This is a genomic window from Variovorax paradoxus, assembly GCF_030811855.1.
Lineage (GTDB): Bacteria > Pseudomonadota > Gammaproteobacteria > Burkholderiales > Burkholderiaceae_C > Variovorax > Variovorax paradoxus_L.
In genome coordinates this window covers 23,183-44,605 of sequence record NZ_JAUSRN010000012.1, presented here as the reverse complement: position 1 = coordinate 44,605, position 21,423 = coordinate 23,183, and the positions used below count along the sequence as shown (strand labels likewise).

Annotated in this window: 25 protein-coding genes and 3 pseudogenes; 15 read left to right on the top strand and 13 right to left on the bottom strand. The window is 63.7% G+C overall.

The genetic code is table 11. The annotated features are described in order from the left end of the window. Positions 1-5: 5 nt before the first annotated feature. From J2X92_RS29575 to J2X92_RS21040, 3 genes and pseudogenes are all read right to left on the bottom strand, one after another. Positions 6-281: pseudogene (locus J2X92_RS29575) on the bottom strand (porin); the annotation flags it as partial. 9 nt (positions 282-290) lie between these two features. Continuing rightward, positions 291-671, bottom strand: a pseudogene (locus tag J2X92_RS21045) (FAS1-like dehydratase domain-containing protein); the annotation flags it as partial. Positions 672-834: 163 nt separating this feature from the next. Then, entirely contained in the window at positions 835-1,344 is a 510-nt protein-coding gene (locus J2X92_RS21040) for an ornithine carbamoyltransferase (RefSeq protein WP_307578390.1), read from the bottom strand. 219 nt (positions 1,345-1,563) lie between these two features. Between J2X92_RS21040 and J2X92_RS21035 the strand changes: the two genes are divergently transcribed. Next, positions 1,564-2,367, top strand: a complete 804-nt coding sequence (locus tag J2X92_RS21035) for a Crp/Fnr family transcriptional regulator (protein ID WP_307578388.1) — start codon at positions 1,564-1,566, stop codon at positions 2,365-2,367. 6 nt (positions 2,368-2,373) lie between these two features. Here the strand turns inward: J2X92_RS21035 and J2X92_RS21030 are convergent, their stop codons facing one another. The 4 genes and pseudogenes from J2X92_RS21030 to J2X92_RS21015 form a co-directional block, all read right to left on the bottom strand. After that, a complete protein-coding gene (locus J2X92_RS21030) occupies positions 2,374-2,985 on the bottom strand; it encodes a hypothetical protein (RefSeq protein ID WP_307578387.1) in 612 nt (203 codons plus the stop codon). 178 nt (positions 2,986-3,163) lie between these two features. Continuing rightward, positions 3,164-3,499: pseudogene (locus J2X92_RS21025) on the bottom strand (DUF6691 family protein); the annotation flags it as partial. 11 nt (positions 3,500-3,510) lie between these two features. After that, entirely contained in the window at positions 3,511-3,945 is a 435-nt protein-coding gene (locus J2X92_RS21020) for a YeeE/YedE family protein (RefSeq protein ID WP_307578385.1), read from the bottom strand. Continuing rightward, positions 3,942-4,286, bottom strand: coding sequence for an ArsR/SmtB family transcription factor (locus J2X92_RS21015; protein ID WP_370878382.1), 345 nt, complete (start codon positions 4,284-4,286; stop codon positions 3,942-3,944). The genes J2X92_RS21020 and J2X92_RS21015 overlap by 4 nt, the downstream gene beginning before the upstream one ends. A gap of 100 nt (positions 4,287-4,386) precedes the next feature. Between J2X92_RS21015 and J2X92_RS21010 the strand changes: the two genes are divergently transcribed. From J2X92_RS21010 to J2X92_RS20990, 5 genes are all read left to right on the top strand, one after another. Continuing rightward, positions 4,387-5,277 carry an MBL fold metallo-hydrolase gene (locus J2X92_RS21010; RefSeq protein ID WP_307578383.1) on the top strand — a complete coding sequence of 297 codons (891 nt, stop codon included), beginning with the start codon at positions 4,387-4,389 and terminating at the stop codon, positions 5,275-5,277. Between the two features lie 205 nt (positions 5,278-5,482). Further along, on the top strand, positions 5,483-5,770 hold the full coding sequence (locus tag J2X92_RS21005) for a BufA1 family periplasmic bufferin-type metallophore (protein WP_307578381.1): 288 nt from the start codon (positions 5,483-5,485) through the stop codon (positions 5,768-5,770). Between the two features lie 25 nt (positions 5,771-5,795). Beyond that, positions 5,796-6,638, top strand: coding sequence for an MNIO family bufferin maturase (gene bufB, locus J2X92_RS21000; protein ID WP_307578380.1), 843 nt, complete (start codon positions 5,796-5,798; stop codon positions 6,636-6,638). Then, on the top strand, positions 6,635-7,423 hold the full coding sequence (locus J2X92_RS20995) for an HvfC/BufC N-terminal domain-containing protein (protein ID WP_307578378.1): 789 nt from the start codon (positions 6,635-6,637) through the stop codon (positions 7,421-7,423). Before bufB ends, J2X92_RS20995 begins: the two co-directional genes overlap by 4 nt. After that, a complete protein-coding gene (locus J2X92_RS20990; RefSeq protein WP_307578376.1) occupies positions 7,420-7,905 on the top strand; it encodes a DoxX family protein in 486 nt (161 codons plus the stop codon). The genes J2X92_RS20995 and J2X92_RS20990 overlap by 4 nt, the downstream gene beginning before the upstream one ends. Positions 7,906-7,926: 21 nt before the next feature. Here the strand turns inward: J2X92_RS20990 and J2X92_RS20985 are convergent, their stop codons facing one another. Continuing rightward, complete coding sequence (locus tag J2X92_RS20985; RefSeq protein ID WP_307578374.1) at positions 7,927-8,346, bottom strand: nuclear transport factor 2 family protein; 420 nt, start codon at positions 8,344-8,346, stop codon at positions 7,927-7,929. Between the two features lie 91 nt (positions 8,347-8,437). Between J2X92_RS20985 and J2X92_RS20980 the strand changes: the two genes are divergently transcribed. Together J2X92_RS20980 and J2X92_RS20975 are read left to right on the top strand one after the other, a co-directional pair. Then, positions 8,438-9,358 (top strand): LysR family transcriptional regulator, encoded by a 921-nt coding sequence (locus tag J2X92_RS20980; RefSeq protein ID WP_307578372.1) that lies wholly within the window; start codon positions 8,438-8,440, stop codon positions 9,356-9,358. A gap of 142 nt (positions 9,359-9,500) precedes the next feature. Next, positions 9,501-10,154 (top strand): alpha/beta hydrolase family protein, encoded by a 654-nt coding sequence (locus J2X92_RS20975; RefSeq protein WP_307578370.1) that lies wholly within the window; start codon positions 9,501-9,503, stop codon positions 10,152-10,154. A gap of 12 nt (positions 10,155-10,166) precedes the next feature. Here the strand turns inward: J2X92_RS20975 and J2X92_RS20970 are convergent, their stop codons facing one another. After that, positions 10,167-11,144, bottom strand: a complete 978-nt coding sequence (locus J2X92_RS20970) for a tripartite tricarboxylate transporter substrate-binding protein (RefSeq protein ID WP_307578368.1) — start codon at positions 11,142-11,144, stop codon at positions 10,167-10,169. A gap of 29 nt (positions 11,145-11,173) precedes the next feature. After that, a complete protein-coding gene (locus tag J2X92_RS20965; protein ID WP_307578367.1) occupies positions 11,174-12,340 on the bottom strand; it encodes a mandelate racemase/muconate lactonizing enzyme family protein in 1,167 nt (388 codons plus the stop codon). Between the two features lie 42 nt (positions 12,341-12,382). Between J2X92_RS20965 and J2X92_RS20960 the strand changes: the two genes are divergently transcribed. The 4 genes from J2X92_RS20960 (at position 12,383) to J2X92_RS20945 (ending at position 15,697) form a co-directional block, all read left to right on the top strand. Beyond that, on the top strand, positions 12,383-13,342 hold the full coding sequence (locus tag J2X92_RS20960; RefSeq protein WP_307578366.1) for a LysR family transcriptional regulator: 960 nt from the start codon (positions 12,383-12,385) through the stop codon (positions 13,340-13,342). 119 nt (positions 13,343-13,461) lie between these two features. After that, complete coding sequence (locus tag J2X92_RS20955; RefSeq protein ID WP_307578365.1) at positions 13,462-14,538, top strand: DnaJ C-terminal domain-containing protein; 1,077 nt, start codon at positions 13,462-13,464, stop codon at positions 14,536-14,538. 112 nt (positions 14,539-14,650) lie between these two features. Beyond that, positions 14,651-15,202 (top strand): GNAT family N-acetyltransferase, encoded by a 552-nt coding sequence (locus J2X92_RS20950; RefSeq protein WP_307578364.1) that lies wholly within the window; start codon positions 14,651-14,653, stop codon positions 15,200-15,202. A gap of 66 nt (positions 15,203-15,268) precedes the next feature. Then, a complete protein-coding gene (locus tag J2X92_RS20945; RefSeq protein WP_307578363.1) occupies positions 15,269-15,697 on the top strand; it encodes a GNAT family N-acetyltransferase in 429 nt (142 codons plus the stop codon). A 171-nt stretch (positions 15,698-15,868) separates the two neighbouring features. Here the strand turns inward: J2X92_RS20945 and lepB are convergent, their stop codons facing one another. Beyond that, positions 15,869-16,534: a signal peptidase I gene (lepB, locus tag J2X92_RS20940; protein WP_307578362.1), complete on the bottom strand. Its 666-nt coding sequence runs from the start codon at positions 16,532-16,534 to the stop codon at positions 15,869-15,871. 406 nt (positions 16,535-16,940) lie between these two features. Here lepB and J2X92_RS20935 point away from each other — a divergent pair, with 406 nt between their 5' ends. Then, on the top strand, positions 16,941-17,747 hold the full coding sequence (locus tag J2X92_RS20935) for a transporter substrate-binding domain-containing protein (RefSeq protein WP_307578361.1): 807 nt from the start codon (positions 16,941-16,943) through the stop codon (positions 17,745-17,747). Positions 17,748-17,808: 61 nt separating this feature from the next. Here J2X92_RS20935 and J2X92_RS20930 read toward each other — a convergent pair whose 3' ends face one another. Both J2X92_RS20930 and J2X92_RS20925 read right to left on the bottom strand, forming a co-directional pair. Next, positions 17,809-19,149: a type II toxin-antitoxin system HipA family toxin gene (locus J2X92_RS20930; protein ID WP_307578359.1), complete on the bottom strand. Its 1,341-nt coding sequence runs from the start codon at positions 19,147-19,149 to the stop codon at positions 17,809-17,811. A 1-nt stretch (position 19,150) separates the two neighbouring features. Then, a complete protein-coding gene (locus J2X92_RS20925) occupies positions 19,151-19,393 on the bottom strand; it encodes a helix-turn-helix domain-containing protein (RefSeq protein WP_307578358.1) in 243 nt (80 codons plus the stop codon). Between the two features lie 338 nt (positions 19,394-19,731). Between J2X92_RS20925 and J2X92_RS20920 the strand changes: the two genes are divergently transcribed. Both J2X92_RS20920 and acuI read left to right on the top strand, forming a co-directional pair. Then, positions 19,732-20,331, top strand: a complete 600-nt coding sequence (locus J2X92_RS20920; RefSeq protein WP_307578357.1) for a TetR/AcrR family transcriptional regulator — start codon at positions 19,732-19,734, stop codon at positions 20,329-20,331. A 102-nt stretch (positions 20,332-20,433) separates the two neighbouring features. Further along, the gene (acuI, locus tag J2X92_RS20915; RefSeq protein WP_307578356.1) at positions 20,434-21,420 is read left to right on the top strand and encodes an acrylyl-CoA reductase (NADPH); all 987 of its coding nucleotides are present in this window, start codon (positions 20,434-20,436) and stop codon (positions 21,418-21,420) included. Positions 21,421-21,423 lie beyond the last annotated feature (3 nt).

Genomic DNA, 21,423 nt, shown 5'->3' with positions numbered 1-21,423 from the left:
ACCTGCGACAGCTCGCCCATCAGCTTGAGGAATCCGAAATCGTAGGACGCGCCCAGGTTGATCGTGCGCAGCTGCTCGGAAAGCCGGGTGCCGGCCACGACCCCAGTCTCGCTGATCACCAAGGTGTCGGCTGCCGTGCTCTTGCCGTAGGCAACCGCCACATTCACCGGGCCGCTCGTATAGTCAAACCGCCCGCCGTAGTAGCGTCCACGTTGGGACGGGCTGTCGAACAGGTAGCTGTATTTCACGTTCTCAGGCAGGGCGTACATGACCTGGCCATAGAAACCGCCCTTGACGAAGACAAGCGTGCCGGTGCGGCCCTCCTTGATGGTCACGTCGTCGATGGTCGAGGTTCGCGCAACCCGGTCACCGACCCGTATGGGCGAGCGAAACTCGAATTGGCTGCCGGCCCACATGCGGCGAGGCAGCGGCACCGGAGGAAGGAAGCCGCCGCGCTTGGCGTGCCCATCGGCGCCGATTTCCGACTGTCGATGCATCGGCAGGAAATACAACCAGTGCCAAAGGTACGGCAGGGTGGTGCCGGCCTCTATGGGCGCCGCAGGGTGGTCCAGCGTGGCGGTCAGCGCGATGACTGGTGTCGGGTTGATGGCGTCCTGGATGGTTTCGCTGCGTCCGACCCAGGCGCGAAGTTCTTCAGCTTGCAGGCTCATTCACTTGTCTCCGTTTGCGGCTCCTGCTTCTGAGGACCCTTGCGAACGAGTCTCTCGCCTTGGCGGAACAAAGTGAATTGCAAGATTCGGAACGATTGATGCATCGTCCGCATGAAAATGCGCGCACGCTTCAGTGCCGGAGATCAGCAAATTCCAGGCTTCTTCAGCCGATGCTGCCCAAAAGCAACGCCTGCAATATGAACCGCCTGTTGTCCGTGGGCAGACTCCGGTCGTCGAGCTGGTTTGCCAGCGCCGCCGTGGGATGGGCCGCACAGGCGATGCCGTCATAGATCGGAATGGCAGCCTCCCGGCTGATCTGGCGCACGAGTTCCGGCGCCATGCCCTGGCATTCCACTGCGTCGTAGAAGCGGCTCAGGATCCTTGCCGTATGCCGGACTTCAGCAGGGCTGCCAAGGCTCGCGAGGGCGGGGCGAATGGTCGCGACGTGCGCGCCCAGTTCCTCCGCGGCGCGCTGAAACAATGCCCTGCTTTCGCTGCCTTCGTCGGCTACGTCGCAAAAAACCCCCAGATTCTTGCCCTTGAGCTGCAGCGGAAAGGCAGCGCGCAACGCAGCCGCCTGGAGGAGCCGTGCGCGCCCGATCAGGGCGGCCTCGTCCTCGGGCAACAGGATCTGAAAAGCCGACGAATTGTGGATTTCGAAGGGAAAGCGCATGAACTCCCTTGTGTGACCCGGGAAGGCTAGTCCCTCGACGTGCGCCGCTCTTGACGCAGATCAAAGCCGCGCCAGGCCGGGCGCTGTTACGCGCCGGACACAAACCATTCACCCAGCGTTACCCACCGACTCCGAGTGTTGTCACTGTGTTGCCGGGCGCTTCCTAGCATCCCTTCATCGACCCGCGACATGCGCACAACACACCCGAGGAGCTCCCACATGTTCAACCCCGCCCGCACCGAAACTGCCGCCCCGGCGATGACCGGCTTTCTCGCGACGCGCGCACTGGCGCCGGTCGGCAACGCCGTTCAAGAGCGGGCAGGTCATGAGCGGGCCAGCCAGAAGCTGGTGGAAACGCAAAAGCTCTTGCAGGAGCGCCTCGCGCCCCAGCGCCGCGTGGTGCACGCCGGCGACGTGATCTATCAGTCTGGCGAGCGCTTTGGCAACCTGTACATCCTGAACTCGGGTTTGTTCAAAATCGTGAACCTGTCCGCGGACGGGCGCGAGCAGGTGGTGGGCCTCAAGTTCCGCGGCGATTGGCTCGGCTTCGACGGCATTGCAGGTGGGCACTACTCGTGCGACGCCGTGGCCATGGACACGGGCGAAGTCTGGGTGGTTTCGTACGAATCGCTGCTCGCCGCCTGCCTGGCCGAGCCGGCGCTGCTGCAGGTGTTCCACACCGCGATGAGCCGCGAAATATCCCATGACCGCGATTCCCTGATGTCGGTGTGCACACTGCCGGCCGACGCGCGGGTGGCGGATTTCCTGCGCTACTGGGCCGAGTCGCTCGCCGAGCGTGGCATGCGCACCGACCAGATCACGCTGCGCATGACGCGTGCCGAGATCGGCAACTATTTGGGCATGACGCTGGAAAGCGTGAGCCGTGCGCTGTCGCGGCTGGCGCGCGACAAGGTCATCGAATTTGTCGAGAAGGGGCGCCGCGACGTGCAGATCCCCGACGTGAGTGCCTTGTCTGCCTTCGTGCAGCGCTGCCTCGCGCCGGCGCCTGCGCTGCTGCAGTGACCGCCGCTACGGCTTTTCCGCGCCTGCGGGGCGTGCGGCCCGCTTGACGGCCTGGGCTGACTGTTCCGCCGCATCGGCCGCCGCGCGCGCCGCATTGCGCATGGCTTCAGCGGCCTTGTCCAGCGCTTCGCGCGTGGCCTGGGCTGCTTTTTCCGCTTCTTCCTTGCTGGCCTGCATGGAACGTTTGACCGACTCTTCGGCCCGATCGAGCGCCTCCCTGGCGGCGGCCGAGGCCTTCCTGCTTTCTTCCTCGACGCCACGCGCAGTTTCGCGGGTGCTGCCTGTGGCCTTGGCGGACGAGGCGCCTGCCTTCTCCTGGAACCGGTTGGCAGCCTCGGCCGCTTTGCGCGCAGCGCGGCGAATACCTTCCGCCAGGGCTTGCGAGATCTTGCCGGCGTTTGCCTTGCCATTCTCTGCCGCTGCTTCGGCGGCATCGACCGCTTTCTTTCCGGCGCTGGCTGCGTCCTGCGAAGCTTTTCCGGCCGCGTTCATCGTTCCGCGCCCCGCTTGCGAGGGCGGGCTCAGCTGCCCAGGCACTGGGTTGGTATCTGCGGCAAACGCTGTAGCGCCGGCAAGTGCGAGTGGAAGGAGCAGGTTGCGAAGTGTTGTTGAGCGCATGACATTCTCCTGTTGAAGAGAGGACGGAATCAATTAACGCGGCACGGGTCCCCGGCGTCCATCCGCCTTCGAACGTTTCCTTCGCTGGGGGTGCTTCACTTCCTTGCGCCCCTCGAGCCATTCGAAGATGCCCCATGCCGGCCAGCATCGCGATCACGAACACCAGCGCCTTCGCTTGTCCCATGCCGACTGCCACCAAGGCCGGACCCGGACAGAAGCCCGCGATGCCCCAGCCGATGCCGAACACGACGCTGCCAACGATGAGGCGCCGATCGATCGACTGCAGGCTGGGCAGCCGCATGGCCGCGCCGAGCAGCGACCGCGTGCGCCTCCTAGCCACTGCAAACGCAACCGCTCCGACAGCGATCGCACCGGCCATCACGAAAGCAAGCGACGGGTCCCATCGCCCACCAAGGTCCAGGAAGCCCAGCACCTTGGCGGGATTGGCCATGCCGGAAACGATCAGGCCCAGGCCGAACACCAGGCCCGCGAGAAATGATGTGAAGAAGGCCATGGCAGTGTTCCTCACAGGCTCAGCAGATGGCGCATCAGGAACACGGTCAGGAAACCGGCCCCCATGAAGACCGCGGTTGCCGCGAAGGAGCGCGGCGACAGGCGCGACAGGCCGCAGACGCCGTGGCCGCTCGTGCATCCCGCTGCGTAGCGGGTGCCCACGCCGACCAGTAGACCGGCCAACACCAGCGTGCCATAGCCGGCTTCGATCTGCGGCCTCGGCCAGTCCGTATAAAGGGCGTAGACCATCGGCGCGACGACGAGGCCGGCAATGAACGCCACGCGCCACGCCACGTCACCGGTGACGACCCGAAGCAGTCCGCCGACGATGCCGCTGATGCCGGCGATGCGGCCATTGAGCAGCAGGAACATGGCGGTGGCTGCGCCGACGAGCACGCCGCCCGCGAGTGCGGCCCATGGGGTGAATGAAGGCCAATCGATGGTCATTGTTCTTCCTTCGGGCAGTAGATGCGGTAAAGCAGGGCGAGGATCTCGAGCAGTGCCGGATCGGCCACGGCATAGAAGATGTTCTTGCCTTGCCGGCGCGTGGTGACCACGCCTTCATTGCGCAGCACGCCGAGCTGCTGGGACAGCGTCGGCTGGCGGATGTCGAGCTGCGCTTCGAGTTCGCTCACGCACATCTCGCCTTGCGAAAGCTGGCACAGCAGCAGCATGCGGTCTTCATTGGCCAGCACCTTCATCACGCCGACCGCACGCGAGGCGGCGCCGCGCAGCACCTCGGCATCGAAGACGGGGTGCGGCGATTTCATGGCTTGCACGGCAGGCATCGGTCGGTCGTCCCATTCATCAGAGCGTTGACAACATTATATGAATATATAGAATATTTTCCCATCGATCAAATCGACCGATCGAACCGCGAGGTGCCCAATGAACACGACCGCCTCCGTCCAGGCCTTCTTCGACCCCAAGACCGGAACCGTGTCCTACCTCGCATGGGACCCGGCCACCTTGCAAGCCGCCGTGATCGATCCGGTGCTCGACTACGACTTCAAGTCGGGCCACACCGGCACCGCGTGCGCCGACCGGGTGCTGGCCTGCGTGGCGGAGCATGGGCTGCAGGTCGAATGGATCCTGGAAACCCATGCGCATGCCGATCACCTATCGGCGGCCGGCTACCTTCAATCGCGGGTCGGCGGGCGCATCGCCATTGGCGAGAACATCCGCATGGTGCAGGCCACCTTCAAGAAGCTCTACAACCTGGAGCGCAGCTTCCTGCCGGACGGCAGCCAGTTCGACCATCTGTTCAAAGACGGCGAGACCTTCCGCATCGGAGCGATCGAAGCCACGGCCATCCTCGTGCCGGGACACACGCCCGCCGACATGGCGTATCTGATCGGCGGCGCGGCGTTCGTCGGCGACACGCTCTTCATGCCGGACCTGGGCAGCGCACGGGCCGACTTTCCCGGGGGCGATGCTTATCAGCTGTATGCATCGATGCGAAGGCTGCTCGATCTGCCGCCCGAGACGCCGATGTATGTCTGCCACGACTACCCGCCCGCGTCGCGGCGCGCCAAGTGGCAGACCACGGTGGCGGAGCAGCGCGCGCGCAACATCCATGTGCACGACGGCATCACCGCGGACGAGTTCGTGGCCATGCGCCTCGCGCGCGACGCCACGCTCGATGTGCCAACGCTCATCCTGCCGTCGATTCAGGTGAACGTGCGCGCCGGCCGGCTGCCGCCTGCGGATGACAACGGCGTGTGCTACCTGCGCATTCCGCTGAATGCGCTGCCGGTTCGTCCCATTGCCGGCGGGTGAGCGCGGGTGCGACGGTACCGTTTTTTCTGAACCTGCTCATCGTTCCAATGATCCGTGGCACGTGGATGAGCAAGCCATGGCTGGCGGCAAAAAAATCTGGCCGATCGTGCGCGGCGCTGTAACCCCGGCAGCGCAGCTTGCGAACTAGCAAGTGACCGCGCATTAGGGCGTGGTTGCAATCTCAATCAATCTTCGGAGTTCATCCATGATCAATCGTTCTTTCGCGATCACCGCCCTTGCGCTGGGTGCCCTTGCCGCCGGCTCCGCCATGGCGCAAGACAAACCCATGGCCGACAAGATGGCCACGATGGAAAAGTGCTACGGCGTCTCGATGGCCGGCAAGAACGACTGCGCCGCCGGCCCCGGCACCACCTGTGCGGGCACCTCCAAGGTCGACTACCAAGGCAACGCCTGGAAGAACGTGCCGGCCGGCACCTGCACCACGATCAAGACGCCCAAGGGCATGGGCTCGCTGGCACCGATCAAGTCCTGATCGACGACGCACTGCGCAAGCCGCCATGTCTCGCACTCTTGCGGCCGGCGTCGGCCTCAAGCCGGAGCACTACGAGGCCGCGCTCGGCGCGCGCGCCGAGGGCCTCTGGTTCGAGGTGCACCCCGAAAACTACATGGTGGCGGGCGGGCCTCGCATCGGATGGCTCGAAGCGATCCGCTCGCGCCATCCGGTGTCGCTGCATGGCGTCTCGCTCTCGCTCGCGGGAGAAGCGGAACCCGACGCCGCGCATCTTGAGCGGCTGGCTGAACTTGTCCGGCGTATCCAGCCCGCCTTGATCTCGGAGCACTTGGCGTGGTCGACGTGGAACGGCCAGTACTTTCCCGATCTTCTGCCGTTTCAGCGCACCACCGCAGCGCTGCACCGCATCGCCTCCAACATTGCGCGCGCGCAGGACGCGCTGGGCACCGAGATCGCCATCGAGAACCCATCGCACTACCTGCACATCGACGGCCACGAATGGGACGAGATCGATTTTCTCGCCGAGCTGTCGCGGCGCACCGACTGCAAGCTGCTGCTCGACATCAACAACGTGTATGTGTCCGCACGCAACCTCGGTTTTTCCGCCGCGGACTGGATCGATCGTTTTCCGCAGGCGCTTGTCGGCGAGATCCATCTCGCGGGCCACACGGCCGACCCTACGCTGGGCGATGCCTTGCTGATCGATTCCCACGACGCGCCCATTGCGCCGGAGGTCTGGCAGCTGTACCGGCGTTTCATCGAACGTGCCGGTGCCCGCCCCTCGCTCATCGAGCGTGACGGCAACGTGCCGGCGTTCGAAGAACTCATGGCCGAACAGGAATGCGCCGCCGCAGAACTGCAGCGTGCATCGCAGGAGGCCACGGCATGAACACGCCGCACGGCGCCTTCCAGCAAGCGTTTGCAGTGGCCTTGTTCGATCCGTCTCAAGCCATACATCCGGCGGTGCGGGCACTCGCCGCGCAGCCGGCTTTCGCGGTATATCGCAATACCGTGATGAAGGCTTGCATCGATGCATTGCAGGCCAACTTTCCGACGGTGGCGCAGCTGGTGGGCGAGGAGTGGTTTCGCGCTGCCGCCGCACTCTACGTGGCCGCCGATGTACCGCGCGACGGGCGCCTGCTGCACTACGGCGGCGGCTTTCCCGATTTTTTACGCGGCTTCGAACCGGCCGCGGAACTCGTCTACCTGCCCGGCGTCGCGCAACTCGACATCCTCTGGCGCGAAGCCCATGCCGCATCGGATGCACCGGCTGCCGACGTCGCATGGATCGCACAGCACCCCCCCGACCAGATTGCCGGACTGGCACTCGCGCCGCATCCAGCTGCGCGCTGGGCCTGGTTCGATGCGCAGCCGGTCTACAGCATCTGGGAGCGCAATCGCCGGCAGGCTGACTTGGACGAAGAGCTGAACTGGCGGGGCGAGGGCGCATTGCTGACGCGGCCGCATGACAAAGTCAACTGGCACGAGATCACTCGGGCCGGCTGCGCCTTTCTCGACGCGTGTGCAGGCGGGTCGAGCCTTGCCGACGCGGCGGAACACGCGCTGGCGGCCGACCCCGAGGCGGACATCTCGGCCGTCTTTGCAAGCCTGCTGCGCGCCGGCGCCTTCACCGACACATCCGCCTCGTCCGCGATTAACGAAAGAGCACCATGACCACCCACCTTCAGACCCCCGCGCCCATCGAGAGCAGCAGCAGTGATGGCCTTCGCGCGCGCTGGAATGGCCTGGCCGAGCGGCTCACACGCATCGTGAGCCATGACGCGCTGGCACTGGCCACGCGCGTTGGCGTGGCGGCGATCTTCTTCTACTCGGGCCGCACCAAGGTCGAGGGCTTGCTGACACTCACCGACAGTGCCTACGAGTTGTTCCGCGCCGAATACAAGTTGCCCTTCGTGCCGCCCGAGATTGCGGCGCACCTGGCGGCTTACTCGGAACACCTGTTCCCGCTGCTGCTGGTGCTCGGGCTTTTCACGCGCCTGTCGGCGCTCGCGCTCCTGGGCATGACACTGGTGATCCAGGTCTTCGTCTACCCGGACGCGTGGCCGACGCACCTCTCATGGGCTGCGCTGCTGCTGTACCTGGTGGGCCGCGGCGGCGGCCGCCTGTCGCTCGACCAGGCGATGGGGGTTCGCTGAACCGTCCCGCGAGCTGCTGGCTCAAGCATTGAGCACAGGGTTTGGCGCGTACTTGTCACCCACCCGCTCGCGCAGCGGATGCGTGTCGTAGATGATGTGCATGCTGTTGATGCGGTCGCTGCCCAGACGGAAGCCGAACACGTCTACACAGGTGAAGTCGACCAGCCTCCCATCGCTGAGTGTCCAGTCGTAGCGGAAGTAGGCCGCCACGCGGACCGTGTCATCCGCGGGTTGCGCCGACGCGAACAGATCGATCAGCGTGATCACACTTCGGCTCGAGGCCTGTGCCAGTTTGGGAAAGAAGTCGCGTGCCTTCATGGTGCCGAGAAACGGGGAGTGCACGACGCCATCGTCCTCGAAAGTGGAAATCAGTCCCGCCGTATCGCTCGCATGCAAAAGGCGCAGGTAGGTGCGCACCGTTTCCAGTTGAAGTTGGCTCATTCATGACTCCTTGTCAGTCCAAGGAGCGAATAGTTCCAGACACTGAGTCCGCAGACAAGTCAGAATGGCAGCCAATCTATAAAGGCTGTTTATGAATCTGCGGTACCTGCAATACCTCAGGCTGGTGATCGAGCACGGCAGCTTCGCTGCGGCGGCGCGGGCAGGAGGTGTGTCGCAGCCAGCGATCAGCCACGGCATAAAGCAGCTCCAGCGACAGTTCGACGCGCCGCTGTTCGTGCCCTCCGGGCGCAGCGTGCTGCCCACCGAGGCGGCGTTGCAGGCGGCCCTGAAGAGCATGGATTTCGCCGAGCGGATCGACGCACTTTCGGCGACGAGTGCCAGCCCGCACCACCGCGACACGCTGCGCGTTGGGGTGACCCCATCTGCAGCCTTGGTCTGCGGCCCCTCCTTGTACGCTGCCTGGTGCCACGGCCATCCCCGTCGGCGCCTCGACATGTCCAGCGCTGACGAAGGGCGCCTGCTTGTCAGGTTGCAAGCTGGCGAACTCGACCTTGTAATTTCCCCGAAGCCCCGCGGCTACGTTAGCGCCGGCTTGGCCACCCAGCCGCTCTACCAGCTTGCGCCGCAGGCCTACGCCCATCGCGCTCATCCCTTGGTCAAGGCGCAGTCGCTGGCAGAACTGCAAGCAGCGTCCTGGGCCATCGTCGGACCCAGCGTGAGCGGGCCCGTGGACGTACTGCATGAAGCCTTCGCCGTCCGGCGGATGAGGCCGCCACGCGTAGCCGTCTCGTGCCCGGACTACGCCAGCCTTCTGCACCTGATGATCGACAGCGACTTGCTCGGCGTGCTTCCTCACCCAGCCCTGCTGGACAGTGCAGCGAAGGGCCAGATCGTGCCCCTGCGACTACGCGAGGCTCTTCCGCGCTACGAGATGCATCTCTTCACACCGATCCAATCGCGTCGCGTCCTGGGGCCCGTGTTCGCCCATTTGAAGCAACAGGCAGATCTGAGTTCCAAGGCGCCAGGACCTGCGCATTCAGGCGAACGCTAGATTCAGGGCGATTCGGTTGCCTCAGTCGCTACATTGGCTACAGTTGGCCACAAGCTGAAATTGGCGCAGGCGTCCCATTTCACGACGATCATGGTTCCGCTCAGCGCTTGCTCCGTTGCCGCATTAGAGAGGACAAACTTGGATGGCAAGATTCATCTTGGTGCCAGGTGGTTGGCACGGAGGCTGGGCATTCGATGCCGTCAGCCATGCGCTATCAAGTGAAGGCCATGAAGTTCAGCCGCTCACTCTGTCAGGGCTGGGTGATGAGCCTGCGCATGGAGCCAATCTCGAACGGCATATCGACGAGGTGGTTCTAGCGGTTCGCGGGCGCAATACGCAGGCCATTCTTGTCGGTCATTCGTATGGAGGCATGGTCATCACCGGCGCGGCGGACAAGGAGCCATCGCGCATCAAGGCGATCATTTACGCCGATGCCTACGTGCCGGACGACGGCGCATCGGTTTGGTCGCTTACGACCTCGAACTATCGGGAGCGGTTCATCGCGGGCGCGCTCGCGGATGGTTTGACTTGCGCGCCGCCGGGCCATCTCGACAGCCGATGCCGCCCCCATCCGATCGCCACTTTCTTGCAGGCGATCAAGTTGACCGGCAATTGGCGCAACGTTCGGACTAAGGCCCTCATCGCCGCATTCGGCTGGGAAGGAAGTCCGTTCACTGATCTGTACGAGCGTCTGCGCCTGGACCCTGAATGGGATACGCATCGCCTCGACTGCGCACACGATATTCCGCGCTTGGCGCCGGCAGCCTTTTCGAGGATTCTCTTGAAGTACGCGTAGGCACTTCGTCAGTCAGTCGGCGTATTCGCCGGCGTCCTTGATGACCTTCGACCAGCGGGCCTTCTCCGATTCCACGAACTTCTTGTGGCCGGCCGCGGACAAGCGGTCGTCATTCACCACCGTGAGGCCCAGCGCCTCTTCACGCTTGATGAGTTCCGGATCCTTCAAGGCGGTGCGAAGCGCCGCGTTCAGCTTCTCCAACACCGCAGGCGGCGTCCCCTTGGGGGCATACAAACCGTGCCAGACCTGCACGTCGAAGTCCTTGAGCCCGGACTCCGACAGCGTGGCGGTGTCCTTGAGCGATGGCAGCGGCAGGCGCTTCAGGCTTGTGATGCCGTAGACCTTGACCTTCTTGCCCTCGATCTGCGGAACGGCGTTGGTGGCCTGCTCGCACATGAGATCGACTTGCCCGCCAATGAGGTCCGTCATGGCTGGCGCGGTTCCCTTGTAGGGCACCGGGGTCATGCTGGTCTTCAAGGCGTTCTGGAACATCAAGCCGCACAGGTGCGACGCGGAGCCCAGCCCTGCATGGGCCAGGTTGACCTTTCCTCCGTTCGCAGCAATCCACTTGCGCAGGTCCGCGAAGCTGTTGGCTTCCAGGCTCGGCTTGCCGATCACCACCGAAGGGGCTTCGTTGATCAGGCCCAGCATTTCGAAGTCATCGGGCACCTTGTAAGCGAGCTTGCGATACAACGCCGGCGCGGTTGCCATGCCGATGTGATGCACCAGCAGCGTGTAGCCATCCGGCGTGGCGCGCGCCACTTTGGCCGAGCCGATCGTGCCGCCCGCACCGGCAGCGTTGTCGACGATCACGGTCTGGCCGAGTGGCTTGCGCAGTGCCTCGGCCAGGTCGCGGGCGATCTTGTCGCTCGGGCCGCCGGCCGCGAATGGGACAACCAGCGTGACGGGCTTGTCCGGGAAGTCTGCAGAGGCCACCGTGGCCGAAGCGAGCAGGCCGATGCCAGCGGCGTAGCGCCAAATGCTTTTCATGGTGTTGTCTCCTTGTTGGGCCATCTGTTTCAGGCTGAAAGCGCCTGCATTTCGCGGTACAGATCGGCCTTGCCCTCGAAGCCGATCCCCGGCAAGTCAGGCAGGGTCACGAAGCTGTTCTCGACCTTCACGCCATCCGGGAAGCCGCCGAACGGCTGGAACAGGTCGGGGTACGACTCGTTGCCGCCGAGGCCAAGGCCGGCCGCGATGTTCAGCGACATCTGGTGACCGCCGTGCGGGATGCAGCGGCTGGCCGACCAGCCATGTTCCTTCAACATCTCCAGCGTGCGCAGGTACTCGACCAGGCCGTAGCTGAGCGCGCAGTCGAACTGCAGCCAGTCGCGGTCCGGGCGCATGCCGCCGTAGCGGATCAGGTTGCGCGCATCCTGCATCGAGAAAAGGTCTTCCCCCGTGGCCATCGGGTTCTTGTAGAAATTGCGCAGGGCGGCTTGCAATTCGAAGTCCAGCGGATCGCCCGGCTCCTCGTACCAAAAGAGGTCGTACTGCGACAGCGCCTTGGCATAGGCAATCGCGGTTTCCAGGTCGAAGCGGCCATTGGCGTCAACACAGAGCTTCTGGCCGTCTTGCAGTACTTCCATGATCGAGTCGATGCGGCGCAGGTCTTCGTCAAGCGAGGCGCCGCCGATCTTCTTCTTCACGACGGTATAGCCGCGGTCGATGTAGCTGCGCATCTCGTCCTTGAGCTTCCCATGGTCCTGCCCCGGGTAGTAGTAGCCGCCCGCCGCGTAGACGAAGATCTTGCGGTTGGGCTTGCCGTCCCCATAGCGGTCGGCCAGCAATTGAAACAGCGGCTTGCCTTCGATCTTGGCCACCGCGTCCCACACCGCCATGTCGATGGTGCCAATGGCCACCGAGCGCTCGCCATGGCCGCCCGGCTTCTCGTTGGTGAACATCGTGTTCCAGATCTTGTGTGGATCGAGGTTGTTGCCGCTGTCGTCGACGAGGGACGACGGATTCGCTTCCATGATGCGCGGGATGAACCGCTCGCGCATCAGCTTGCCTTGGCCGTAGCGGCCGTTCGAGTTGAAGCCGTAGCCAATGACGGGCTTGCCGCCCTGGATCACGTCGGTGATCACCGCGACCAGGCTCAGCGTCATCTTGCTAAAGTCGATGTAGGCGTTGCGGATGGGCGAGCTGATGGGGATGGTCTTCTCGCGGATTTCGACGATCTTCACGGTTGTCTCCAGAGGGGTGAGTGGGAGACTGAATGGTCGGCCATGCCCTCTTTTTCGGCCAATGTTCAATTTCTCAACTTCTATGCGCTGGACGAACCGGACATGAACCTGATCTGGCTTGATGACTTCCTGGCGCTGGCGGCAACAGGGAACTTCTCGCGCGCGGCAGATGAGCGCCATAGCTCCCAGCCCGCATTCAGCCGTCGCATTCGGGCGTTGGAGGAGTGGATCGGCGCCGACTTGTTCGACCGCAGCACTCAGCCCGCCACACTCACCGAAGTTGGCGAATGGTTTGCTGGCGTGGCGCACGAATTGACCGCGAGGGTAGCCCGTGTGCCGGGCGACGCCAGGAAGATTGCGGAGGCCAGTTCGGTCACCCTGCGCATTGCGTGCACGCATGCGCTTTCCATGACTTTCCTGCCGCGATGGATTCGCAGCCTTGAGTCGAGCATTACGCTGGGGCCAGTGCAGCTCATGTCCGACGTCCTTCAGCGTTGCGAATCGCTGATGCTGCAAAGCAAGGTTCAGTTCGTACTGAGCCACGCGCATTCTGAAGCGCATGGCGCGCTCGATGCAGACCCGTACAGGTCAGTGCGGATCGGTGGGGATTTGCTGATTGCAGTGTCCGCGCCCGATGACTCTGGCAAGCCGCTGCATCAGCTGTCACGCAAGGGCGCATCGGCCGTACCGGTGCTTTCGTACACCGAGGAATCCGGGCTGGGACGCATCATGCGTGCCCTGGTCAGCCGGCGGTTGGAGTCGCTGTCTGTCCAGGTCGTTTTCACCGCCCATCTCGCCTCGGTCCTCAGGACGATGGCGCTGGACGGCAGGGGCATCGCATGGCTGCCGCAGACCCTCGTGGAGGAAGACATCGGCCAAGGGCGCCTTGTCGCCGCAGCGAGCAGCGAGTGGGCCGTTCCGCTGGAAATCAGGCTCTATCGAGACAGTGAGCTCTTGGGGAAGGCGGCGAATGCATTCTGGAGTGCCGCGATCAGGGAGTGAGCGGCCTCGCCGCGCGTGGCACACGGCTTGCATGCCGATCCCTCGGATAACATTCACGCTGACAGGCCGCCGCCTCCACGTGCCATCGTGGACGGCTTCCCTGGACAAGGTTTATTGATTTGGATACCGAGAACGCTTTCGCCGAATTGGGATTGGCACCTGACGCGACCGAGCGCGAGGTGAAGGCGGCATGGCGCCGGCTGGCCTCGCAATGGCATCCGGACCGCAATGACAGCGACGGTGCTGTTGCCAAGATGCAGCGCATCAACCAGGCATTCGAAGAGATCCGCCGCGCCGGATTCGGTGCCCAGGCGAACGCCGACGTCGACACGGCCGGCGCACCGGACAACAACACCCCCGACGGCTTCGGCGCCGACCAAGCTACGGCGGCGGCATCCCATGCGGCCGACACACAACGGCAGCGCCGAACCCTGCACCGCAAGGTCAGGATGACTCTGGAAGAAGCGGCCGTCGGTTGCATCAAGGTACTTCGGGGCAAGGTCACCGACATCTGCGCCACCTGCGCGGGCGCTGGGCACCAGGTGCTGGGCGGCAATTGCGCTCGGTGCGGCGGGTCGGGCGCGATCCCGAAGCGCTCCTTTTTCGGTTGGCCCGCCGGCGTGGCCGAGTGCGAGGCTTGCTTGGGCGGCGGTATCGCAAGGCAGCCATGCGCGGCGTGCGGCGGAGCCGGCAAGATGGCACCGCGCGGCTACAAGATCAACGTGCGCATTCCGCACGGAGTGCGCGATGGCGATCTGCTCCATGTGGACGGGCGGCGCGTGCGCGCCGAAGGCCCTCCCGCTGACGTCGAGATTCGCGTCGAAGTGTCGGAGCACGCGTTCTTCAAGCTCGACGACGACGGCACCATTCGATGCGAGATGCCGGTCGACGGGTTCGCATGGATCGCCAATCGGCAGGTCAAGGTGCCGACCGTCACCGGCTTCCATGGGCTGCAACTGAGCCGCGACCAGCTCTCTTACCGCTTGAAGGGCCAGGGCTTCCCGGTGCAGCGCCGCGGCACGCGTGGCGACCACCTGGTCACGCTGGTGCCGATATTTCCACAACAGCTCAGCACCGATCAGCAGATCCTGCTCGACCAGCTCTTGGCCACCAGTTCGGGCGCCGGGGGAGAAGCATTGGACGAGCGCCTTCACACATGGAATCAGGGGATGCGCGCCTGGGAACGAAGCCTGTAGACGGGGCGATAGCTAAGCCGGCAAAGGATCGCGATGACACTGCCACCGGCCACTAGGAGGCACTTCGGCTCCACACCAGATTGAATAGCTTCTACTTCAACTGAACTCAGCAATGCAGCTCGTCTGGCCGTCGAGGGAGTACCTTCCCAGCTATGTCTCGGCGCTCGAACGCGGATGGTCGCCCAACAATCTTCGGCCTGAAGCCGCGCAGGAAGAGCTTTCGGCAATTCGAGCCGACGCTGCCGGCTTTCTCGATGGCTTGGTGGACCGAGAAGCAAAAGGTGCTCCGGTCAAGCTTCCCGACGGCACTACCGTCCCCCGACTTCCGGGATACCTCCGCTGGATGTGGGACGGGGAGTTCTGCGGCAGCATCGGCCTTCGCTGGCAGCCGGGTACAAATTGCTTGCCTGACTATTGCTTGGGCCACATCGGGTACGGCGTCGTTCCATGGAAGAGCGGGCAAGGCTATGCGACACAGGCATTGGGCTCGCTACTTCTGGATGCCGCCAACGAGGGCCTGACCTATGTGGAAATCACGACCAGTCCGGACAACTTCGCGTCGCAAAAGGTTATTCGGGCGAACGGCGGCGTATTGGTCGAGGAATTCAAGAAGCGACTCGAACTGGGTGGTTCACCCGAGTTGAGATTCCGAGTCGACATTTGAGCGAAGCGACCGGCGCTTGCACGGCAGAATGAGGGCCACCCCCCACCCATTGCCCGGCCATCTTGAATGGACAACATCGCCATCGCCGACGCCACGCCCGAAGAACTCCGCTCCGGCGAGCTCGGCCGCAAGCTGCGCCACTACAACTACGGCTTCGTCGGCGAGTATCCCGAGCAGCAGTACATCCGGCTCAACGCCAAGGATGGGAATGGCCGGTTGCTTGGCGGGCTGCGAAGCTTCGTATTTCTCTACTGGCTCAACATCGAAGTACTGTTTGTCGAAGCCGACGTACGCGGCTCGGGCGTGGGCAGCCGCCTGCTGGCCAAGGCCGAGCGGCAGGCCATCGCGTTGGGCGCGACGAATGCGAAGCTTGACACCTTCGAGTGGCAGGCGCCCGCGTTCTACAAGAAGCACGGCTACGAGGAGTACGCGCGCATCGACGACTATGCGCCCGGCTTCTACCTGGCTTCCATGAAGAAATCTTTGGCGCGCTGAGGCGCGCCTCACAGATTTCCACAATGGTGCCCGTCAGGCCCGGGACATGGCAGAACGCCTCCTGACTGCTGCCGCTATTCGTTCGCACATCGGCCGTTGTAACCACCTTGCTCGGTAGAGGTCTCCATGACGGAAGGATCTCGAGCGAAGGCGCCGAACCTCAGTTAGTCGCTAGAGCCTTTGACCGAATCGCTCTAACCGGGGCATCCAATCGCGCTTTATGTCGGCGGAGACAAGGATGCGGAGCGCTCGGCCAATGAGCAGATGGCGCGGTACTAGACCGATGTAGCGCGAATCGGCGCTGTCGTCCCGGTTATCGCCCAGCATTAGGTATTCCCCCGCTGGTACAACGAGGGGCGCGAAGCTGCTGCGCGCAGCAATGCCGTGCAACCACTGCACGCGGCGCTCATTGCCCTGCACCCGTTCGGTCAGGCGCGTCGCGCCGATGGTGCGGCCCGGGGCCACGGTCTCTTGAAGCCCTTCTGGAGCGACGTAGCGAGCTGCCTCGCCGTTGATGAAGAGCACCTCGTCGCGCATCTCCACCACATCTCCCGGGACGGCCACCAGCCGCTTGATGAGGCGCGTGCCGTCTCGCGGCGATGAGAAGGTCACGACGTCGCCGCGTTGCGGCTCCCCAATGTGGGCCAGCACAACGTCGGTCAGCGGCACCTTAACGTTGTAGGCTAAACGATTGACGAACACTACGTCACCTTCGAGCAGGTTGGGCCGCATGGAGCCCGAGGGGATAGGGTTCCAATCGGCAACGGCGGTACGAAAGACGCCGAAACACAACAAGAACACTAAAAATCCTTTGTTCGCTCTGATCCATCGTCCCATGTGTTTTCTCCGTTAGGGGCAGCTCAATGGCGCTGCGCACGAATCAGAGCCTCCAGCATGTCAACAGTTCCCGATCTGCTCAGAATGGACAGACCGAAGTGCATTGAGGATGATCCGCCAGCTCTTGATCTAGGTTCCAAATTGACCCGCCGTGACCGGCCCAGGAGCGGTCCTCCGGCAGAGTCCGCCGCGTCACTGTTTAGTTGGAGTTGAGCGAGATTTTCGGCACACTGGCGCTCTGCCTTTGATCGAGAGGTACGTGTCATGGCAAAGCTGGCCGTCATCGGAACAATCGAAGTTCAACCAGGCGCTAGAGAAGAGGTCCTGCGTGGATGATGTGATTTGACGGCTGCCCGCCGCGATGCGCGGCTTGCGTCGGAGAGCCGTGATTTCAGAGGAGCGCACCATGCAAATTCGTAACTGGATAAGGCCAGCGGTTGTCGGGCTGTGTATTGGGGGCTGCGCGGGAATGGGGATGCAGGGGGGAGTGAACCAGGAGACGAGAGCCGCCGTGGCACCAACGGGCACGCTTCGGGTCGCATTTCTCCTGGGGCCGATTTATGCAACCAAGGATTCAGCGACCGGCGAACTCACAGGCGTCGCCGTCGATCTCGGAAAGGAGCTCGCGCGCCGCGTTGGCGTGCCGTTCCAAGCGGTCGCGTATTCCAACCCTCCCGCGCTGATCGGCGGTGCGAAGTCCGGCGAATGGGACGTCGCAATGTCCGGAATCAATGCCGAGCGGGCGGCGGCGATGGATTTCTCAGCGCCTTACATGGAAGTCGAACAGGGTTACCTCGTCCGCGCCGGAGTCCCGGTCGCCACGGCGGCGGACGTGGACAAGGCGGGAATCCGGATCGGAGTGCTCGAAAAATCCGGCGCAGAACTCCACCTGTCGAAGGCCTTGGAACACGCCGAGCTGGTCCGAGTCAATAGCCCTGCCGAAAACTTCGCTTTGCTGGATACCGGAAAGGTCGAAGTGATTGCCGCCACCAAGACGGCCCTCTTCGCCGGAGCGACGAGCCGGCCGGGCTCGCGAGTTCTCGACGGCCGGATCGTGGTCGAGCCGATCGGCATGGGCGTGCCCAAGGGGCGCAATGCTGCCGCGGCCATGTACGTCGCCAAATACGTCGAAGAGGCGAAGTCAGCGAACCTGGTGGCGGCCGCGATCAAGGGGGCTGGGCTGCGCGGAGTCGCCGTTGCTCCACCCAGGTAGATGCTCTCTAACGGATTCATCGACCCGGCCAGTTGCATGACGAAGAAAGCCGCCCAAAAAGTCAGCCCGCCGCCATCCCCGCGAGTTGTTTTGCAGACCCGCGCAGCCCATTCAGGATGCCGTCGCTGACGTGGCCCGGAAAGCCGCGGGGCAGGGCGGCCGCCACCTTGTCTATGACGGCGGGCGTCTGCTCCAGGATGCGCTCGATGATCGGTTCCGCCGAAGGCGTGAAGAAGCACTTGGCCGCCATGGCATTGAAGTGCCGACGCTGAATGTCCTTCATCAGGTAGTGCCGGTTCTTGCCCTTGATGGCCATGGCCAGCTTGGCGCGGTGCCAGTTGAACTGGTTGGGGCCGGCGCCGGTCGCGGGCCAGATGGACATCACGTCATACAGCGGCGTCATCCTGAACAGGCCGCCGGCGAGCAAGTGCAGGCTGAAGTTCTTGGCATGGCCATCGGGTGCGGCCAGCATCCAGAACAGGATCTGGGTGGTGAGCAGCGTGCGCAAGTCGGCCTCGGCATTTTCCGATTGCCGCAGGATGCGGGCGAGGTGCTCGACGCCGGGGCCTCCGTCGGCCTCGTACTTGGCGTGGGGCGGCACGCCCAGGGCCTGGCAGAAATCCTCTTGCGGAAGCCGCAGATACCAGTTGCCGTCGGGATGCAGCTGGCGGTCGAAGCGCGTGACACTCAACACCTTCTGCCGGCCGAAGGTGTGGATGTCGGTCTGCGCGACCGGCAGCCCGAACTCCCGAAGGATGTTGAGACACAGCCACTCGTTCTCCACCGAGGTGCCGAGATCGATCTTCCTGTTGCCCACCAGGCCCAGGGGAAGTTTGAGGATGTGCGTGGTGGGCGTCGCGCCATGGGGGCGCAGCCACTTTCCCTTGTGCCGCAGCAGCGCGGTTTTCTCTTGCGCACCGGCCAGCGAGATGCGGAAGTCGTCTTCGTCGACGTTCGCGCCGAAGGCCGAGGAAGAAACCGTCTGCTCGAGGAGCTGTTCGATGTCTTTGTCGCGGAGCGCTGTGGCGTCGATACCTTGCACGTTGCCCGGTGTTTCGTCCTCTTCGAGCAACTGGACGGCACCGACGCAGTCGCGTCCGATGGCTCTCAGCAAGTCGAAGGGATCGACCGAGCCTGTGCCGAACCGGCTCGCGATGCGCTTGCGGATGGCGTCGCTGTCGGGCAGCAGGTTGTCGAAATAGTTCTGCACGCGCTCGCCTCTGAGCGGCGCGTCGTCGACGCCGAAGGGCAGCGAGAGCGACAGCGGCCGGCCAGCCGGCGAATCTTTCCAGGACCGGTCATATTGGAGTTCGACCGCGCCGCGCGCCGGAATACGCCAGGTGCCGACCCGCAAGCCGTTGGCCCAGATCGAGAGCATCTGGGCGTGGGATTTCCTGCCCATGTCACCAGCTCCCCGGTGCACTGGCCGGGCGCTTGTCCTGCGCCGCCACGCGCAGTTCGTACAGGCTCATCAAGGCGAGCAGCTGTTCGAACGTCAGCGATGAGGGATCGGTTTCAAGCACCGACAGGCGGCTCTGGCTGATGCCCACGCGCGCCGCCGCTGCGGCTTGCGTCAGGCCCTTCGCCTTGCGGGCGGACATGAGAAGGTGAGCCAGCTGCACCGGATTCGACAAGGGGTATTGCATGCAAATTATTCTTGATGCGAATAATTGCACTTTATCTCGTTAACGAATAATAGTCAATTATCTCCCTGACGAATAAGCAGAGAATGCCGGACTGCCGCCGAACACACGGTGGCTTTCTGACATGCGGTGAAGTCTTGCTCGGGCGCAACACCTCGCGTGTTGAGAAACACCTCCAGGGACCTGCATGAGGCGGACGCCGACGTGCGGCGTCGCCCAAAGGCTTCGACGGCCGTGGCATCGTCCTGAGTGGCCCGCTGCTGTAGCTGCGTGTTGTCGAAGGCGAGATAGGTCCGGGGTGCCGCCCACAAATCGCAGCACATATTTTCTTGATCATGTGTATGATGAACATCATGCGACATGCGAAGCACGCCGTCAGGACAGCAGCCAAGGAAGCCTCCCACGAGCGCATCGTGTCCGCTGCAGCACGGGCAATCCGCCGCAGCGGCTACGAGGGAACGGGAGTGGCCGAAATCATGAAAGAGGCCGGCCTGACCCATGGCGCCTTCTACGCCCACTTCGCCTCGCGCGAGGCCATGCTGGCGGAAGCAGCGGCGCGCGCCTGTATCGACTCGGCCTCCATAGCGGCAAACGCGGTGGCCAGGGTGCCCCCGGAACAGGCTTTGACCTACATCCTCCACGCCTATCTCTCGCGAGAAAACCTGGCGCAGGTGGAGCTAGGGTGCCCCCTGGTCGCCCTGGGCTCGGAAACCGTGCGCCAAACACCCGAAGTCCGGCGCGTGACCACCCGGTACATCAAGGAAATGGTCGATCTTGTGGCCCGCCAATCGCCAGATTGGGGACAGGGCGGTGTTCACGAACGCGCCCTCGTGACCGTCGCCACCATGGTCGGCACCTTGCTGTTGGCCCGCGTCGTCGACGAGCCTGCGCTATCGGACAGCCTGCGCGAGGCTGCCTTGAAACACCTGCCCATTGCCTGAGGCCATTGACACCCATCGATTTTTGCTCGTTCAAAAATATGACGAACATCATGCGACATATCAACCACTGATTCTCAACAACACTCCACCTGAAAGAAGACGATGACATTCCAAGCACTGCTCGCCAACAAGACGGGTGACAAGATCACCACCAGCGTGGTCTCGCTGAGTGAACAAGACCTCATGCCCGGGGACGTCTTGGTCGACGTCGATTACTCCACTGTGAACTACAAGGACGCGATGGCCATCACCGGCCGTGCGGAGGTCGTTCGCCGATTCCCGTTGATTCCCGGCATCGACTTCGCCGGCACGGTCAAGACTTCTTCCTACCCTGGCATCGCCGCTGGAGACCGCGTCGTCGCCAATGGCTGGGACCTGAGCCAAACCCATCACGGTGGCTATGCGCAGCAGGCGCGCGTGAAAGGTGAGTGGTTGGTCAAGCTCCCGGCAGCCTTGTCCACCAAAGACGCAATGGCCATCGGAACGGCGGGGTACACGGCGATGCTGTCTGTGCTGGCGCTTGAGCACGGCGGGCTCACGCCTCAGCATGGCGACGTTCTCGTGACGGGCGCCAATGGCGGCGTCGGTTCCATCGCCATCGCGCTCCTGTCCGGTCTCGGTTACCGGGTCGTTGCCTCCACGGGGCGACTGGAGGAAAGCGAGTATCTGCGCAGCCTGGGGGCCGCCGAGATCATCGACCGCCGCACGCTTTCGGAACCGGGGGCGCCGATAGCCAAAGAAAGGTGGGCCGGCGCCGTCGACTCCGTCGGCAGCCACACACTGGGCAATGTGCTGGCACAGACGAACTATCGAGGCGTGGTCACCGCTTGCGGCCTGGCTCAGGGCATGGATCTTCCGGCCTCGGTGCTGCCTTTCATCTTGCGCAATGTGACGCTGGCCGGCATCGATTCGGTCAATGCACCCCAACAGGTGCGCATCGAGGCTTGGTCACGTTTGGCGCGGGACCTGGATCTGGACAAGCTCGCGCGAACGACACATGTGGTTGGCCTTGCCGAGGTGCCCGCAGTCGTTGAGCGAATGTTCGCAGGACAAGTTCAGGGCCGCACCGTTGTTGACGTCAACGCATGAGTA